This window comes from Bradyrhizobium sp. UFLA05-112, from assembly GCF_053572325.1.
In genome coordinates this window covers 1-15,399 of the sequence record NZ_JBANBK010000090.1, presented here as the reverse complement: position 1 = coordinate 15,399, position 15,399 = coordinate 1, and the positions used below count along the sequence as shown (strand labels likewise).

At 64.2% G+C, this 15,399-nt stretch carries 15 protein-coding genes; 7 read left to right on the top strand and 8 right to left on the bottom strand.

Translation table 11 applies throughout. The annotated features are described in order from the left end of the window. Nucleotides 1–17: 17 nt before the first annotated feature. From SO180_RS35035 to SO180_RS35025, 3 genes are all read right to left on the bottom strand, one after another. Nucleotides 18–1,499, bottom strand: coding sequence for a M20 family peptidase (locus SO180_RS35035; RefSeq protein WP_449383384.1), 1,482 nt, complete (start codon nt 1,497–1,499; stop codon nt 18–20). Nucleotides 1,500–1,639: 140 nt separating this feature from the next. Next, the gene (gene ppa, locus SO180_RS35030; RefSeq protein ID WP_449383383.1) at nt 1,640–2,170 is read right to left on the bottom strand and encodes an inorganic diphosphatase; all 531 of its coding nucleotides are present in this window, start codon (nt 2,168–2,170) and stop codon (nt 1,640–1,642) included. 175 nt (nt 2,171–2,345) lie between these two features. Beyond that, nucleotides 2,346–2,855: a GNAT family N-acetyltransferase gene (locus SO180_RS35025; RefSeq protein WP_449383382.1), complete on the bottom strand. Its 510-nt coding sequence runs from the start codon at nt 2,853–2,855 to the stop codon at nt 2,346–2,348. A gap of 266 nt (nt 2,856–3,121) precedes the next feature. Here SO180_RS35025 and SO180_RS35020 point away from each other — a divergent pair, with 266 nt between their 5' ends. The 4 genes from SO180_RS35020 to SO180_RS35005 are packed head-to-tail and all read left to right on the top strand — an operon-like array spanning nt 3,122 to nt 6,229. Next, nucleotides 3,122–4,021 (top strand): alpha/beta hydrolase family protein, encoded by a 900-nt coding sequence (locus SO180_RS35020; protein ID WP_449383381.1) that lies wholly within the window; start codon nt 3,122–3,124, stop codon nt 4,019–4,021. Further along, nucleotides 4,018–4,485, top strand: coding sequence for a DUF2269 family protein (locus tag SO180_RS35015; protein ID WP_449383380.1), 468 nt, complete (start codon nt 4,018–4,020; stop codon nt 4,483–4,485). The genes SO180_RS35020 and SO180_RS35015 overlap by 4 nt, the downstream gene beginning before the upstream one ends. Before the next feature lie 8 nt (nt 4,486–4,493). Further along, a complete protein-coding gene (locus SO180_RS35010; RefSeq protein ID WP_449383379.1) occupies nt 4,494–5,819 on the top strand; it encodes an SDR family oxidoreductase in 1,326 nt (441 codons plus the stop codon). Next, nucleotides 5,819–6,229, top strand: a complete 411-nt coding sequence (locus tag SO180_RS35005; RefSeq protein ID WP_449383378.1) for a thiol-disulfide oxidoreductase DCC family protein — start codon at nt 5,819–5,821, stop codon at nt 6,227–6,229. The genes SO180_RS35010 and SO180_RS35005 overlap by 1 nt, the downstream gene beginning before the upstream one ends. 101 nt (nt 6,230–6,330) lie before the next feature. On the opposite strand, the gene SO180_RS35000 is transcribed toward SO180_RS35005, so the two are convergent. From SO180_RS35000 to SO180_RS34990, 3 genes are all read right to left on the bottom strand, one after another. Continuing rightward, on the bottom strand, nt 6,331–7,578 hold the full coding sequence (locus tag SO180_RS35000) for a flavin monoamine oxidase family protein (RefSeq protein WP_449383377.1): 1,248 nt from the start codon (nt 7,576–7,578) through the stop codon (nt 6,331–6,333). A gap of 208 nt (nt 7,579–7,786) precedes the next feature. Further along, nucleotides 7,787–9,613, bottom strand: a complete 1,827-nt coding sequence (typA, locus tag SO180_RS34995) for a translational GTPase TypA (RefSeq protein ID WP_449383376.1) — start codon at nt 9,611–9,613, stop codon at nt 7,787–7,789. 238 nt (nt 9,614–9,851) lie between these two features. Then, a complete protein-coding gene (locus SO180_RS34990) occupies nt 9,852–10,649 on the bottom strand; it encodes a Crp/Fnr family transcriptional regulator (RefSeq protein WP_449383375.1) in 798 nt (265 codons plus the stop codon). A 187-nt stretch (nt 10,650–10,836) separates the two neighbouring features. On the opposite strand from SO180_RS34990, the gene SO180_RS34985 reads away from it, so the two are divergent. After that, nucleotides 10,837–11,220: a response regulator gene (locus SO180_RS34985; protein ID WP_449383400.1), complete on the top strand. Its 384-nt coding sequence runs from the start codon at nt 10,837–10,839 to the stop codon at nt 11,218–11,220. 9 nt (nt 11,221–11,229) lie between these two features. On the opposite strand, the gene SO180_RS34980 is transcribed toward SO180_RS34985, so the two are convergent. Continuing rightward, nucleotides 11,230–12,777: an alkaline phosphatase D family protein gene (locus SO180_RS34980; protein WP_449383374.1), complete on the bottom strand. Its 1,548-nt coding sequence runs from the start codon at nt 12,775–12,777 to the stop codon at nt 11,230–11,232. Between the two features lie 95 nt (nt 12,778–12,872). Continuing rightward, nucleotides 12,873–14,321, bottom strand: a complete 1,449-nt coding sequence (locus tag SO180_RS34975; RefSeq protein ID WP_449383373.1) for a TAXI family TRAP transporter solute-binding subunit — start codon at nt 14,319–14,321, stop codon at nt 12,873–12,875. A 151-nt stretch (nt 14,322–14,472) separates the two neighbouring features. On the opposite strand from SO180_RS34975, the gene SO180_RS34970 reads away from it, so the two are divergent. Further along, a complete protein-coding gene (locus tag SO180_RS34970) occupies nt 14,473–14,778 on the top strand; it encodes a 4a-hydroxytetrahydrobiopterin dehydratase (protein ID WP_449383372.1) in 306 nt (101 codons plus the stop codon). Nucleotides 14,779–14,869: 91 nt separating this feature from the next. Next, nucleotides 14,870–15,259 (top strand): YkvA family protein, encoded by a 390-nt coding sequence (locus SO180_RS34965; RefSeq protein WP_449383371.1) that lies wholly within the window; start codon nt 14,870–14,872, stop codon nt 15,257–15,259. The last annotated feature ends 140 nt before the right edge of the window (nt 15,260–15,399 follow it).

Sequence of the window (15,399 nt, the reverse complement as noted above, 5' to 3'; positions counted from 1 at the left end):
CGGAATGACCAGGTGATTCAGCCCGCCGTATTCTCGATCAGCCGCCGGTAGAAGCGGATCATGTCGGCATAGCCTTCGATGCTGAGGCGCTCATTGGTTCCGTGAAACCGTTTCAAGTCCTCGCCATTGGCGCGCACCGGCGAGAAGCGGAAAATGTTGTCGGCAATATCAGCGTAGTGGCGTGAATCGGTTGCGGCGACCATCAGGCTGGGCGCGACGACGACGTCGGGAAAGATCTCCCGGATCGTGCGGTTCAGCGCTGCATAGGATTTGCTCGCGGTCCCCGTCACCGGCGGCGGATCGGTATTGCCGGGAAACGGTGCGATCGAAATCTTCTCGTTGTCGATCGTGGTGCGGACATGATCGGTGACGCTGGCTTGCGTGTCGCCGGGCAGCAGGCGGAAATTCACGGTGGCCTCCGCATTTCCGGGCAGCACATTGTCCTTGTCGCCGGCATTGAAGATCGTGAGCGCGGTGGTGGTGCGGACCATCGCCTCGCTCGGGCCGTTCTTCCCGAACTCGCGCAAGAGCAGCGGCTTGAACAGCCAGAGGTTGGAGAGAGCGATGCGGCTGAAGCCGCTCATCTCCGGCGCCAGCGTGTCGAACATCTCGGCGACCGCGCCGCGGATATGCATCGGCAGCCGGTGATCCTCCAGCCGCGCCAGCGCCGCGCTCATCATGCCGATCGCGGTCTCGCGCGGCGGCATCGAGGAATGTCCCGGCGTCGTATGCGCGGTCAGCACGAGGGTCGCATAACCCTTTTCTGCGACACCGATCAGCGCGGCCGGCTTGCCCAGGCCCTTCATCATGCCTTCGGCGATCAAGAGGCCTTCGTCGAGCACGAAGTCGAGATGCACGCCGCGCGCGGCAAGCGTGGCCGCGATCACCTTGGCGCCGCGCGTGCCCGCAACCTCCTCATCATGGCCGAAGGCGAAGTAGATCGTCCGCTTCGGGCGGAAGCCGTCCTTCGCCATCTGCTCGGCCGCCTCCAGCATGGAATAGAGGTTGCCCTTGTCGTCCCAGGAGCCGCGGCCCCAGATGAAGCCGTCGGCGACAACGCCGTCGAATGGTTTTTGCTGCCAGTCCTTCTCGGTGCCCGGCGCGATCGGCACCACGTCCTGATGCGCGAGCAGCGCGATCGGCTGCGCCTTGGGATCAGAGCCTTCCCAGGTATAGAGCAGGCTGTGGCCGCCGATCACCTCGCGCTTGGCTGTCGCATTGAACGCCGGAAAGCTTTGCGAGATATGCGCCTCGAGCCCGCGCAGAGCGTCAGCGTCCTGCTCCGGATTGAGGAAGTTCGAGATGGTCTGGAAGCGGATCGCCTCCGACAGCCGTTTTGCCGCGCTCTCGGTATCGACGGTGGCGCGGGGGATCGGCGCGACCTGCACCTGGCGCGACGCCCGCGTGGAGACGTTGAACAGCAAGACGCCGGCGAGCACGAGCACGCCGGCGGCGATCAACAGAACGACATTGCGGATGATCCTGAGAAGCCGGCGCATAGCCATTCCAAACGAAGCTCGTGCCCCGGACGCAGCGCAGCACGCCAGTGATGCGCTGCCGAGCCAGGCCCAGCGGCACCATGGGTCCCGGCTCAGCGGCGCATCATTTCATGCCGCACCGCGTCCGGGACAAGAGGCCTCTACTTCTTCTTCGCGCGCTCGATGCCTTCGAGGATCAGCTTGTGCGCCTCCTCCGGGCCACCCCAGCGCAGGATCTTCACCCATTTGCCCTTCTCGAGGTCCTTGTAGTGCTCGAAGAAGTGCTGGATCTGCTGCAGCGTGATGTCGGGCAGGTCGCTATAGGCTTTGACCTTGTCGTAGCGCTGCGTGAGCTTTGACGACGGCACCGCCAGGATCTTCTCGTCGCCGCCGGCCTCGTCCTCCATGAACAGCACGCCGACCGGGCGCACGCTCATGACGGCGCCGGGGATGATGGCGCGGGTATTGACGATCAAGACGTCGCAGGGGTCGCCGTCATCCGACAGCGTGTGCGGGATGAAGCCGTAATTGCCGGGGTAGCGCATCGGCGTATAGAGGAAGCGGTCGACCACCAGCGTGCCGGCTTCCTTGTCCATCTCGTACTTGATCGGCTCGCCGCCAACCGGCACTTCGATGATGACGTTGACTTCGTTTGGCACTTTGGCCCCGATCGAGACCGCATCGATACGCATAAAAGACTCCGTGTTTGTCGAAAGGATCTCGCCCGGCAGCGATTTGGCGCTGTCATACGCGGGCTTGGCCCGCCGATCCATCGACTTTTCGCGAAATTATGAACCCCGGTTCTACCGGCTCAAATGGTCGAACGGTATCGGCGGAAGGATGTACGGCCGATCCAACGACGGCAGATCAATTGGTCCAGGCGAAAGCGACCTTGTCGAGCGATTTGGGCCCAAACCGCTCTGAGGAGCGCGCCACCATGCGGCCACCCAGCGCCCGGTAAAACTCCGTGGCCGAATCGTTATCGGACAGCGCCCAGACCACCATGCTCTTCAAATTGCTCTGCGTCAGGTCGCGGCGGGCGGCGGTAAACAGGCGCCGGCCGAAGCCCAGCCCCTGGAATTCCGGACGCAGGTAAAGCTCGTAGATCTCGCCGTCGAAATGCAGGCTGCGGGCGCGGTTGCGGCCGTAATTGGCGTAGCCCGCAATCTTGTCGCCGAACACCAGCACGCTGACGCGGCTGCCCTTGCGGATCGCGCTGTCCCACCATTGCGGGCCGCGACGGTTGATCAGCTTTTCAAGCTCGGCACCGGGGATGATGCCCTGATAGGCCGAGCGCCAGGCTTCGTCATGAGTAGACGCCACCGCGGCTGCGTCTGCAGCTTTGGCCGGCCGGACCTCGATCAGGGTTGTGCTCATGGACGCGATCAAACCAAGTCGCCGGGCCGGCGGCAAGAGCCATCGTTAATTATCGGTTAACGTGTGGATTTTCTGCATCAGTTTCATGGCCGTGTTGTACCGAAAGAGGACAGGGCGCCGCTTTGGACGGCATTGGCCTGCCGCGCACCGGTGCAAAACTGCTTTGTGACAAAGGCCTTCATGGCGGCCACGCAGAAAAGTCCGCCCAGGATGATTCGTTCCAGCTACTCTGGCCTTCGCTGTTCGAATCCGCTTCCGGCAAACTCATGCGGTCCCTGAAGCTCGTCGTTATCCTTTGTTGGCTCGCCATGCTGGCGGCCTCGCCCGTATGCGCACGGAGCGCGTTGGGCGCCGCGGGCGCGGAAGGCGAGCCGTTTCGCCGGCAAGAGTGGCGCGTGCCGACATCCGACCCGACTGTCGCGGCGCGCGCCCTGCTCTTCCGGCCGCCCGGCGACGGCCCGTTCCGTCTCGCGCTGATCGCGCATGCCTCGACGCAGAACGTGCTGCGTCGTGCGCAAATGCCGCAACCGGAGTACCGCGCGCTGGCTGCATTCCTGGTCGCGCGCAGCTTTGCCGTGCTGGTGCCGGAACGGCTCGGCCATGGCACAACCGGCGGCCGCTATGTCGAGGATCAGGGCGGCTGCGACGAGGCGGATTATGCGCGCTCGGGCCGCGCCACCGCCGAGGAAATCGCACGCGCGCTGGAATTCTTGCGAGAGCAGGATTTTGTCCACAAGGATGGCGCCGTCGTGCTCGGTCATTCCGCGGGCGGCTGGGGCGCGCTGGCACTCTCCAATGCCGACCCCAAGACGGTTGGCGCCATCATCGTCTTCGCACCCGGGCGCGGCGGCCACGCCAACGACTTCCCGAACCAGATCTGCGCGCCACATACTCTCACCTCGGTGGCAGGCGAGTTCGGCAAGGCGGCGCGCGTGCCCGTCACGTGGCTGGTGGCGGCCAACGACACCTATTTCGCGCCGGCATTTTCGCGGCAATTGGCCGATGCGTTTCGCATCAATGGTGGCAAGGTCGATTTCCGCGCCCTGCCTGCCGTGGGCAGCGAGGGCCATTGGATGATCGAGGCTGAAGCCGGCGTCAAAGCCGTCAGCGCCGAGCTGGAACGCGTGCTGAAATCGCCGAAGCCCGTGGCAGTCAAAAAACCATGACGTTGTATTTCGTGGTCAAATATCTGCACGTCATGGGCGCCATCGTCATTCTCGGTACCGGCAGCGGCATCGCGTTCTTCATGCTGATGGCGCATCGCAGCCAGGATGCCGAGTTCATCGCGCGCACGGCCTCGGTCGTGGTGATCGCGGATGCCCTGTTCACGCTCTCGGCCGTCATGCTCCAGCCGGTCACGGGCGGTCTCTTGATGATGCTCTCGGCGACGGCGATCACGGAGCGGTGGCTGCTCGTCTCGCTTGCGCTCTACGCGGTCGCCGGGCTGTTCTGGGTGCCCGTGGTGTTCATGCAGATCGAGATGCGCGATCTCGCGCGCAAGGCGGTGGTTCAGCGCGTGGCCCTGCCGCCGCGCTATTTTGTGCTGTTCCGCCGGTGGTTCGTCTTCGGCTTCCCGGGGTTTGGCGCGACGATGCTGATCCTCTGGCTGATGATCGCAAAGCCGTTTTGAGTGACGCGATGAGTGAAGTGGTGCACAACATTCTCCTGCTGGGAGCCTCCGGCCTGATCGGCCGCTTCGTCACCGACGATCTGCGCGCCCGTGGCTTTCGCGTCATCGGTGTGGCGCGACAGCTGTCGCCAGCGCAGAAGATGAGCGCGCTCGACATCGAGTTGCAGATCCTCAACCTCGATGCGGCGGCGCTGACGCGCCTTTTGAGCGAGCATGCGGTCGATGTGATCGTGAATTGCCTGGGCGTGCTCCAGGACGCCCCCGGAAGCGACATCAATGCGGTGCATCGCGACTTCGTCGCGCGCCTGTTGCAGGCGATCGGCGCGAGCGGTCGCACGATCCGGCTGGTGCACATCTCGATCCCCGGCGCGGCCAACGAGGATCACACAGCGTTCGCCACGACCAAGCGCGAGGCCGAGCGCCTGATCGGCTCTTCCGGCATTCCTCACGCGATCCTGCGCCCCGGCTTCGTGGTCGCACCGTCGGCTTATGGCGGCAGCGCCATGCTGCGCGCGCTCGCTGCCTTTCCGTTCGACCTGCCGGCCAAGGAGATGGCGACGCCCTTCCGGCCCGTTGCGGTCGAGGACATCGCGGCCACGATCGCCTGGCTCGCGGCGCGCGACATCGACGATCCCGCCGTGAAAGCCGTCAGCTGGGATCTGATGCAGGCGGAACAGGTGGCGATGGCCGGTGTCATCAAGCAGTTCCGCATCGCCTTTGGCACCGCAGGCTGGTCGCATTTTGCGATGCCGACATTCCTGCTCGATTGCGGCGCGTGGGCAGGCGATCTCGCCAGCCGGCTCGGCTGGATGCCGCCGATGCGCTCGACCGCGATCGCCGAACTGCGCCGCGGCGTGACGGGCGACCCGCAGCATTGGATTGCAGCTACAGCCATCGTGCCGAAGACGCTGACAGACACGATTGGGCGTCATCCCGCCACCATCCAGGACAAATGGTTCGCGCGGCTATACCTGGTCAAGGCGCTTGTCTTTGCGAGCCTGGTCGCGTTCTGGGTCGTCTCCGGCTTCATCGCCCTGTTCGTTTCCTACCGCGCCGCCGCTGGCATCCTGTCGGCGCACGGCTTTCCAGCCGCACTGGTCGATCCCGTCACCATCGGTACCAGCCTGATGGACATGAGTATCGGGGTGCTCATCGCGTTCCGCCGCACCGCGGGCGTCGGGCTCGTCGCGGGCATCATCGCCTCGCTCGGCTATATGGTCGGCGCGGCGATCCTGACGCCCGATCTCTGGATAGAGCCGCTCGGCGCGTTGGTGAAGACAGGACCGGCCATCGTGCTGATGCTTGTCGCACTTCTGATGCTGGATAACCGCTGATGCCCAGATGGCCCGACGACGACGTGATCCTGTTCGACGGCGTCTGCATCTTCTGCTCACGCTGGGTCCGCTTCGTCGCGACGCGCGACACGGCAAAGCGCTTTCGTTTTACGCCGATCCAGTCGGGCTATGGGATGAGGCTCGCGAAAACCTTCGGCATCGATCCCGATGATCCCGACACCAACGCGGTCGTTCACGGCGGTGAGGCGTTCATGAAATCGGACGCCGCACTTACGGTGCTCTCGCAGCTTCCCCGCTGGGGCTGGGTGCGCGCGCTGTTCGCCGTGCCGAAGCCGCTGCGGAACGCGCTCTACAATCTCGTCGCACGCAACCGCTACCGCATTTTCGGCAAGTACGATGCGTGCTTCGTGCCGGACGCAGATTTGCGGGCGCGGGTGATCGAGCAGTAGCCCTCGTCATTGCGAGGAGCGAAGCGACGAAGCAATCCAGAATCTTTCCGCGGAGGGATTTCCGGATTGCTTCGCTGCGCTCGCAATGACGGAGTTCGTTGCTACAGCTTTGCCATTTCCGCCAGCACTTCCTTTGCGGCGCGCTCCCCCGAATCTCGCGCTCCGTGTGCGGTCGAAAAAAAGTTCGGCGACGTCGCTTCGCCTGCGAAGAACAGCCGCCCATCGACGGGAGCCGCCAGCACGGCGCGGTCGCCGGCATGACCGGGGAGCGCGTGAGAATAGGAACCGCGGGCGAAGGGGTCGTGAGCCCAACGCGACTCACGCAGCGGTTTCAGCTTGCGCCTGATGTCGTTGCCGAGGTAACCGGCGATCTCGTCGATGCTTTGTGCGGCGAAGGCGCCGTCGCCGGCGTCCTCCAATTCGCGTGCAAAGCGGCCGCCGAAAAAGCCGTCGATGCAGGGCTGACCAAATGGGCGGATGTGATAGGTGCCCATGGCGGTGCGCATGGTGGCGCCGCGCAAATTGCCTTCCTTTGGAAAGGCTTCCGCGTTCTCCAGCGCCAGCGTCACCTTGTCATCGACGCCCAGCGGCAGGCCGCGCGCGGCGTCGACCTTGGCCGGGAGCTGCGGCGAGAACCGGATCGCTTCATCTGCAATCAGGTTGGTCGGTACCGTGACGATCACCTTTGCTGCATCGAGCGTGCCGAGCGACGTGTCGAGCCGGATGCGTTTGCCGGCGTGATCGATCAGCATGACGTTGCAGTTCAGTGCCACGGGACATGACGCACCATAGGCCGCGATCAGCGCGCCAAACCCGGCCCGCACGCGCCAATTGAAGTAGGTGTCCTCGTAAGCGTCCATGTCCAGAATAGAGACGCGGTCGAGCTCGCAGCCGTTTACATAGGTCGAGACTGCGTTGATCATCGGATTCCAGCGATTGCCGGGTTCGAGATAGCGTTCGGCTGGTGCATCCTCGTCGTCTTGCGCAGCTTCCGCGACGCGCTCATAGAATTCGTCGATCGCGCGTCCGAAGTCCTCGCGCTCGCTGTCGGGAAACACCTCGCCAAAGGCGCGATCGCGCCAGGGCGGAAGATCCCTATTGACCTCGAAATTCAGTCGTTCGGCGATTCCTACGAAGGAATTCTTGTCCGCCGAATGCAGCCAGCCGCAGCCGACATCGAACGTCACCTCCGGAGAGGCCTGGACGGTCCAGGCGCGGCCGCCGAGCCGGTCACGCGCCTCCAGTACGATGACAGAGAGGCCCGAGTCCTTCAGCGCATGCGCTGCACCGAGGCCAGCGGCGCCCGCACCAATGATCGCGACGTCGACGGAGGAGGGGAGGGAGATCATGGCTGGGCTCTAGCACGTTCGCTGAGAAGCCACCATAAACGAGCTGTCATCACCCGCGAAGAAGGCGGGTGATCCAGTATTCCAGAGACAGTAGTCGTGTATTGAGAAGCCGCGGCGTACTGGATGCCCCGCCTGAGCCCGTCATCGGGCTCGCCGAAGGCGAGACCCGGTGGCGGGGCATGACAGTGAGATGACAGCGGGAGTGGCTTTACGCCACTGCTTCCTTGGCCTTCTCGGCGCGCTTGCGCTCGTTCGGGTCGAGGTGCTTCTTGCGCAGCCGGATCGACTTCGGCGTCACCTCGACGAGCTCGTCGTCCTCGATATAAGCGAGCGCCTTTTCCAGCGTCATTCGGATCGGCGGGGTCAGGCGCACCGCCTCGTCCTTGGACGTGGTGCGGATGTTGGTGAGCTGCTTGCCCTTGAGAACGTTGATCTCGAGATCGTTGTCACGGGTGTGCTCGCCGACGATCATGCCGCGATAGACCTTCCAGCCCGGCTCGATCATCATCGGGCCGCGATCTTCCAGCTTGAACATGGCATAGGCCACCGCATCGCCCTGGTCGTTGGAGATCAGCACGCCGTTGCGACGGCCCTGGATCTCGCCCTTGTACGGGGCATAGCCGTGAAACAGGCGGTTCATGATTGCGGTGCCGCGGGTGTCGGTCAAAAGCTCGCCCTGGTAGCCGATCAGGCCGCGGGTCGGCGCGTAGAACACCAGGCGCTGACGATTGCCGCCCGAGGGCTTCATTTCAATCAGCTCGGCCTTGCGCTCGCTCATCTTCTGCACGACGACGCCGGAATGCTCCTCGTCGACGTCGATGACGACTTCCTCGATCGGCTCCATGGTGGCGCCAGTGGCTTCGTCCATCTGGTACACGACGCGCGGACGCGACACCGAGAGCTCGAAACCTTCGCGGCGCATGGTCTCGATCAGGATCGCGAGCTGCAATTCGCCGCGGCCCGACACTTCCATCGCATCCTTGTCGGAGGCTTCGACGACGCGCAACGCGACATTGCCTTCCGCTTCGCGGAGCAGACGGTCGCGGATCATGCGGCTCGTCACCTTGTCGCCTTCGGTGCCGGCGAGCGGGGAGTTGTTGACGATGAACGACATCGACACGGTCGGCGGGTCGATCGGCTGTGCCGGCAGCGGCACCTCGACGGTCGGATCGCAGAAGGTGTCGGCGACGGTGCCCTTGGTGAGGCCCGCAATCGCGACGATGTCGCCGGCTTCGGCTTCCTCGAGCGGCGTGCGCTCGAGACCGCGGAACGCCAGGATCTTGGTGATGCGGCCCTGCTCGACCAGCTTGCCATCGGCGTTGAGCACCTTGACCTGCTGGTTCGGCTTGAGGATGCCGGACGAGATGCGGCCGGTGATGATGCGGCCGAGATAGGGGTTGGCCTCCAGGATGGTGCCGATCATCTTGAACGGGCCTTCCTCGACCTTCGGCGGTGCGACGTGGCGCAGGATCAGGTCGAACAGCGGCTCCATGCCCTTGTCCTTCGGACCTTCGGGGCTCTCGGCCATCCAGCCCTGCTTGGCCGACCCGTAGAGGATCGGGAAGTCGAGCTGTTCCTCGCTGGCGTCGAGCGCCGCGAACAGGTCGAACACCTCGTTGATCACCTCGGTCGGGCGCGCATCGGGGCGGTCCACCTTGTTGATGACGACGATCGGCTTCAGGCCGACCTTGAGCGCCTTGGAGACCACGAATTTGGTCTGCGGCAGCGGGCCTTCGGCGGCATCGACCAGCACCAGCGCGCCGTCCACCATGTTCAGGATACGCTCGACCTCACCGCCGAAATCGGCGTGGCCTGGGGTGTCGACGATGTTGACGCGGGTGTCCTTCCACTGCACCGAGGCGGCCTTGGCCAGGATGGTGATGCCGCGCTCGCGCTCCAGATCGTTGGAGTCCATGGCGCGTTCGGTCACCTTCTGGTTCTCGCGGAAGGTGCCGGATTGCTGGAGGAGACGGTCGACCAGGGTCGTCTTGCCGTGGTCGACGTGGGCGATGATGGCGACGTTACGAAGATTCATGAGTGAGCTTCTTTGCGGTCGAACAATGGGTTAGCGCGATCTCGCCGGTCAGACCGGGACCTCTTCTCGAAACAACGCTGGAAACCTGAGAAACGGGCGCTTTCCGCCCAAAAAGGAAACCCGGCCATCAGAGCCGGGCACCTAACGCGTTTGCAGCGCAATATAGGCAGAAAACGCCAAAAAACAATGCGTTCTTTCGGGATTGGTTGACTGAATTTTGTCCGGGAATCCCCGGGGCTTAGGAGCGGGAGGGGGTTAGCGGACCCCCTTCCGCGCCGCCATCGGCCTCCTCCGTCGGATAGACCCCGCGCAGCACCTCCTCGAAATGGTCCTTCACCGCGTCATTGCACAGGCAGGCCCGCAACTTCAGGCCATCGCGGTTGCGCACCAGGATCGAGCCGCGGCGAGTCTCGATCACACCTTGCGCCTTGAACGACTGGATGACGCGGCTTGCATAGCTGCGCCCGACGCCGAGCAGCGTCGCGAGCTGCTCGTGGGTCAGCGGCACGCTGTCGTCGCCGTCGGTGCGCTCCATCGCGGCCAAGATCCATTTGGCGGTGCGCTGCTCGATCGAATGAATGGCGTTGCAGGCCGTCGACTGGAAGATCTGCGCGAGCATGCAATCGGCATAGCGGGCAAAGACATTGCGCAGCGATGGCGAGCTCCGCTTGGCAGCCTCGAGCTTGCCGACATGGATGCGCACGAAGGGGCCGCCGAACTTCACGACGATCCGCGTATAGGCCGGCAGATAGCCCTCGCTGACGATGCCGCCGACGGCGCCCTCGCGGCCGACCAGAATGGTCTCGACGTCGCGGCCGTCCTCGTTGGGTACGAGGAAGGTCGCAAGCGACGGCCCGCAGGGAAAGTGCACGACCTGGACGTCATCGCCGGGATTGTAGAGCAGTTCGTTCGCCGATGCTGTCTCGCTTGTCAGATGCGGCGCGATCAGCGCGTAGTCGGCCTGGCTCAGTCGCCGCAGCAGATTGTTGTAGGGCCGGCTCGCAATCTCGGCTGACTTGCTGCTTCGCGCATCCATCCCAAAACTCCCCGGATCTCCCCTCGACATTAGCGGGTTCCATTCGGCGTTAGTGTGCACAAGTGGACAGACGGGAAAACTGTGGTGTGGTGGGTTTCGTTCCTGGAACCACCGGTGCGCGGGGCGCATGCATCGGGCCAAGGCCATCCTGATCGGAACGACCATGCAGCCCTCAACCGACGAGATCATGCAGCGCGCTTCATTCGACGGCTTCGATGTCCCCGCCGACGTGCTGATCGTTGAAGACGATCCGATCATCGCGATCGATTTCGAGGACCGCCTGCTCGGCTTCGGCGTGAAGCACGTGCGTACCGTTGCTTCGGTCGCGCGTGCGCTGGATACGATCACCGACCGCGTACCGGACTTCGCGCTGCTCGATGTCGAGCTGGTGCGTGAGAAGAGCTTCGCGATCGCCGAGCGCCTGGTCGCGCTGAAAATCCCGTTTGTCTTCGTGACCGGCTATGGCGCGGAGACGCGGATTCCGCCCGAGTTCGCTGACGTGCCTCGGTTGCAGAAGCCCTGCTCGAGTGACGCGATGGAAGCCGCACTGCGCGCGCGTGCCTCCAGGTAGCAGCTTCCTCTAAGCGAGCTTCGGATCGAGCGTGGTCGACCACAGCGCGACGTCGGCGCGGTCACGCAGGGTCACGGTCATCTGCCCGCTGGCGCCATCGATCTTGACGTGCCCGAAGAATTGCATGCCGGCGGACGGCGGCAGGTTCTGCTTGTCGAGGCCTGGTGCCTTGATGAAGCGCACGTCCGGTCCAAAGGTGTTGTCGAGTTCGTTCGGCCCGAACGTGCCGGCATGCAGCGGACCCGAGACGAACTCCCAGAACGGCTCAAAATCCTGGAATTGCGCTTTGTTCGGATCGTAGTAATGCGCCGCGGCGTAGTGCACGTCGGCGGTCAGCCACACCGTATTCTTGATCGGCGCCATCTTGATGAAGCGCAGGAGGTCGGCGATCTCGAGCTCGCGGCCGCGCGGCGGGCCATCGCCCTGCGCAAAGGCTTCCGACCCCTTCTTGTTGGCTGCATCGTCATAGACGAGCAGGCTGAGCGGCATATCGGAGGCGATTACCTTCCAGGTCGCGCGTGAGTTGAGCAGGCCGCGCTTCAGCCAGGCCATCTGATCGGGCCCAAGGAAGTAGGACGCGGGGCCGTATTCCGTTTCCAGGTTCGGACCATTGGGGCCGCGATAGCTGCGCTCGTCGAGCATGAAGACGTCCAGATGCGGGCCGTAGGAGATCTGGCGATAGACCCGGCCCGGCTCCACGATGCTCTCGCGCATCGGATACATCTCATGGAAAGCGCGCGCCGCGCGCGCGGCGAGCAAGGTGATGTTGCGCTCCTTGTAGGTGGCGGGCAGATCCTTCGACAGCGACCAGTTGTTGGTCACCTCGTGGTCGTCCCACTGCACGAAGATCGGCACCTCGGCATTGAAGGCGCGGACGTTGTCGTCGGTGAAATTGTATTTGTGCGCGGCACGGAACTCGTCGAGCGTCTCGGCGACCTTGGCCTTTTCGGGGATGGTGATGTTCTTCCAGGTCTTGCCATCGGCCAGCTTCACCTCGGAGGGGATCACGCCGTCGGCATAGATCGTGTCGCCGGAATGCAGGAAGAAGTCCGGACGGTGCTTGTGCATTGCGGAGAAGGTGAACATGCCGCCGTCGTCGGGGTTGATGCCCCAGCCCTGACCGGCAACGTCGCCGCCCCAGACGAAGCTGACGTCGCGGCGGTCAGCGGGCGCGGTGCGGAAGCGGCCGACCACCGGCTCGCTCGCGATCGCGGTGTGAGAGAGATCGCGGAAACGGACGCGGTAGAAGATGTCCTGTCCGCCGGGCAGATTTTCGACCAGCATCTTCGCGGTGAAATCGCTCTCGGGCAGCGCGGCGATCGGCGGCAGCGCGCGGGCATCCTTGAAGCTATCCGTCGTCGCCACCTCGACCAGCATCTGGGAGGGACGATCGGCGCGCGCCCAGACCACGCCGCCGTCGACCGTGACGTCGCCCGACTGCACGCCATGGGTGATCATCGGACGGTCGGCCGCGCGCGACACATAGGGCATCGCGATCGCACCGAGCGCACCGGCGCTGGTGGAGAGGAATTGGCGGCGGGAGAATTTGATTTTCATGGGGAATCGTCTCGGAAGCGGTCAGGGCGGCTGCCGTCCTGCGAAGCCAACGCTATATTGAGACAATGTGACGCAGCGATTACGCGCGCAAGCAATTACGCGTTGCCGGCAGCGCGGAATTGGGCGCCGGCGCGCTGCAGGTTCTGCGGCAGGCTGAGCAGCGCCGCCTTGCGGTCTGCGACCGCAGCGTGGAACTGGTCCAGCGCGATATTGAAGGCGGTGAGCCCGCCTTCCTCGATGGCGCCGTGGTCGAAGCAGCGCAGCGTATCGCGCAGAATTTCGTCGGCCTCGCCTTGCATCTGGTCGAGCTCGTCGACGGTCTCGGAGCGCCGCGCCGCGGCGATCATGTCCAGCAGCCGCTCGCGCAGGTGGCTGTTGTTGTCGCGTTCGTCCTTCTTCAGGTAGCCGGCGAACCAGGCGCCGATCGAGCCCATCGCCGAGAGCGCCATCAGGCTCCACCAGATGTAGTCGCTGTATCTGTCGAGGAAGGTCTTCTCCTCGCCGTCGACGAAGGCGGCAGCGCCCGGATGCACGGGGATCACGGCGTCCTTGTCTGTGTCGGGCGTCTCGATCTTCGCCGCCAGCGGGAATTCCGTCACCAGTTGCTGGCGTATCGCGAAGAGCTGCCGGGTGAAGGCGGCAACGGTGGTTTCCGACAGACCTTTGCGCGCCACGATGTGATGGGCGAAGCTGATCGTCTTGACCTCGTCATCGGGCCGGTCGGGCGAGCCGCCATAGGTACCGGCCGGGATCTCGGCGGCTTCATAGACCGGATGATTCTGCGCGATGGCGTCGGCCGAATCGATCGCGAGGAAGGTCGGCGTGCCGCCGTCCTTGGTGGAGGCGGCGATCGCATCCGCGGTGATCTTGCTGTTGACGGGACCGGCGGCGAGATAGACGTCGGCCTTCTGGGTGCGGATCGCTTCGGCGGCTTCATTGGCCGGGAATTGCACGATCTCCACCTTGGCGGGATCGACGCCATATTGCTGGAGGATCACCTTCAGGAGATTGACGTTGGCCTGGGTGCGGCCGACCACCCCGATGCGGTGGCCGGCGAGCTGCGCGATCTTGGTGATCTTGGCGCCCTTCTTCTTGCCCTTGCCGGCCGGCGGCGCCCACAGCACGACGACGTTCTTGCGCAGGGTGGCGACGGCCTGGGCGGTCTTCGGCACGTCGAGATCGCCGCGGATAATGGCGAGGTCGACCTTGTTCTCGGCGAGCGCGTCGGCGCTTGCGGTGGCGCCGTCGGTCTGGACCGGACGCAGCCGGACATAGCCCTTGCTCTGGACGAAGGCCTGCGTCAGCGCCTGTACGACCTTGACGTCGTCGCTGTTGGCCGGGCCAACCGCGATCTTCAGCGTCACCGGCCGCATCGCAAAATAATAGCCGCCGACCAAGGCGCCGACGATGGCGAGCACGAACGCGAGCGAAACGAGCATGGTCTTCCGCGCCGCCGATCGCGGCGACGTCGGTGTGGATGTTTCGGCCAGCTCGAGGCCCCCGGTCATCGATCTCCCATACGGGCGTTTCAGGCTCGGTTTCATCTTGGCCAGGTCATTACCCGGGCAATTGTAGCAAATTTCTTGCCTGTCAGGGTTACAACTGCGTCATGGTTAGCGGATGAACGACAACCCCTTTTGAACCCGGGCGTCGGCAGGGTGTTAGGGTAAAGTTCCCCTGAAGACGGAGGCGACCATGACGGAGCGGCTGTCGGCGGAAGCACGCAAGCAGGCCTTGAGCGAACTATCCGGCTGGACCGAGACGGGCGGCCGCGAAGCGATCGGCAGGACGTTTACCTTTAGGGACTTCAACCAGGCTTTCGGCTTCATGACGCGCGCAGCGCTGGTGGCCGAGAAGATGGACCATCACCCCGAATGGAAGAACGTCTACAAGACGGTCGAGGTGGTGCTTTCGACCCACGATGCCGGCGGCGTCACTGCGCTCGATATCGAGCTCGCCAAGGCGATGAACGTCATTGCCAGACAGGCAGGCCTTGGCTGACGTCTTGTTGCTCTGGCGGCGCATCCCCATCTTGTGATTGGCATCGGCTGGGACAATCGGCCGCGCCGACCTGAACGGGGAGTTTTGGACCATGGCTGCTGCCGAACACAGCGTCGGCTTTGAGCCGGCCGATCGGCTGGCGGAAGACCGCGAGACCGTGCGCCGGCGTTTCTGGCGCAAGCTGAAGCGCGTGGTCGCGCACCTGCCGTTCGCCGAGGATCTGCTCGCCGCCTATTACTGCGCCTTCGACAAGCAGACGCCGCGCCATGTGCAGGCATCGCTGCTGGGCGCGATCGCCTATTTCATCCTGCCGTTCGATGTCGTGCCGGATATGCTGCCGATGCTCGGCTTCACCGATGATGCCGCCGTGCTCGCGACCGCAATCAAGCTGGTCGCCAGCCACATCACGCCGGACCACCGCGAAGCCGCCCGGGCCGTGCTGAAGCGCGGTGTTGGCGAGGCAGAGGCGGAAGCGGCGTAAGCGTACCCAGCCAGCCAGACGCACCTCTGTTATTCGCACGCACCACTGTCATTCCCCGCGAAGGCGGGGAATCCAGATGCTATGGGGTAAGCGGCGACTGGGGTAAGCGGCGGTGAGGGTGTGGACACCCCTCGAACGCC

Bases quoted from the DNA above. Each gene is read 5' to 3' on its own strand.
- SO180_RS35020 (WP_449383381.1), top strand. From the start codon at position 3,122: ATGCGGTCCCTGAAGCTCGTCGTTATCCTTTGTTGGCTCGCCATGCTG.
- SO180_RS35000 (WP_449383377.1), bottom strand. From the start codon at position 7,578: ATGATCTCCCTCCCCTCCTCCGTCGACGTCGCGATCATTGGTGCGGGC.
- ppa (WP_449383383.1), bottom strand. From the start codon at position 2,170: ATGCGTATCGATGCGGTCTCGATCGGGGCCAAAGTGCCAAACGAAGTC.
- SO180_RS34970 (WP_449383372.1), top strand. From the start codon at position 14,473: ATGACGGAGCGGCTGTCGGCGGAAGCACGCAAGCAGGCCTTGAGCGAA.
- SO180_RS34990 (WP_449383375.1), bottom strand. From the start codon at position 10,649: ATGGATGCGCGAAGCAGCAAGTCAGCCGAGATTGCGAGCCGGCCCTAC.
- SO180_RS34985 (WP_449383400.1), top strand. From the start codon at position 10,837: ATGCAGCGCGCTTCATTCGACGGCTTCGATGTCCCCGCCGACGTGCTG.
- SO180_RS35035 (WP_449383384.1), bottom strand. From the start codon at position 1,499: ATGCGCCGGCTTCTCAGGATCATCCGCAATGTCGTTCTGTTGATCGCC.
- SO180_RS34980 (WP_449383374.1), bottom strand. From the start codon at position 12,777: ATGAAAATCAAATTCTCCCGCCGCCAATTCCTCTCCACCAGCGCCGGT.
- SO180_RS35025 (WP_449383382.1), bottom strand. From the start codon at position 2,855: ATGAGCACAACCCTGATCGAGGTCCGGCCGGCCAAAGCTGCAGACGCA.
- SO180_RS35010 (WP_449383379.1), top strand. From the start codon at position 4,494: ATGAGTGAAGTGGTGCACAACATTCTCCTGCTGGGAGCCTCCGGCCTG.
- typA (WP_449383376.1), bottom strand. From the start codon at position 9,613: ATGAATCTTCGTAACGTCGCCATCATCGCCCACGTCGACCACGGCAAG.
- SO180_RS34975 (WP_449383373.1), bottom strand. From the start codon at position 14,321: ATGAAACCGAGCCTGAAACGCCCGTATGGGAGATCGATGACCGGGGGC.
- SO180_RS35015 (WP_449383380.1), top strand. From the start codon at position 4,018: ATGACGTTGTATTTCGTGGTCAAATATCTGCACGTCATGGGCGCCATC.
- SO180_RS34965 (WP_449383371.1), top strand. From the start codon at position 14,870: ATGGCTGCTGCCGAACACAGCGTCGGCTTTGAGCCGGCCGATCGGCTG.
- SO180_RS35005 (WP_449383378.1), top strand. From the start codon at position 5,819: ATGCCCAGATGGCCCGACGACGACGTGATCCTGTTCGACGGCGTCTGC.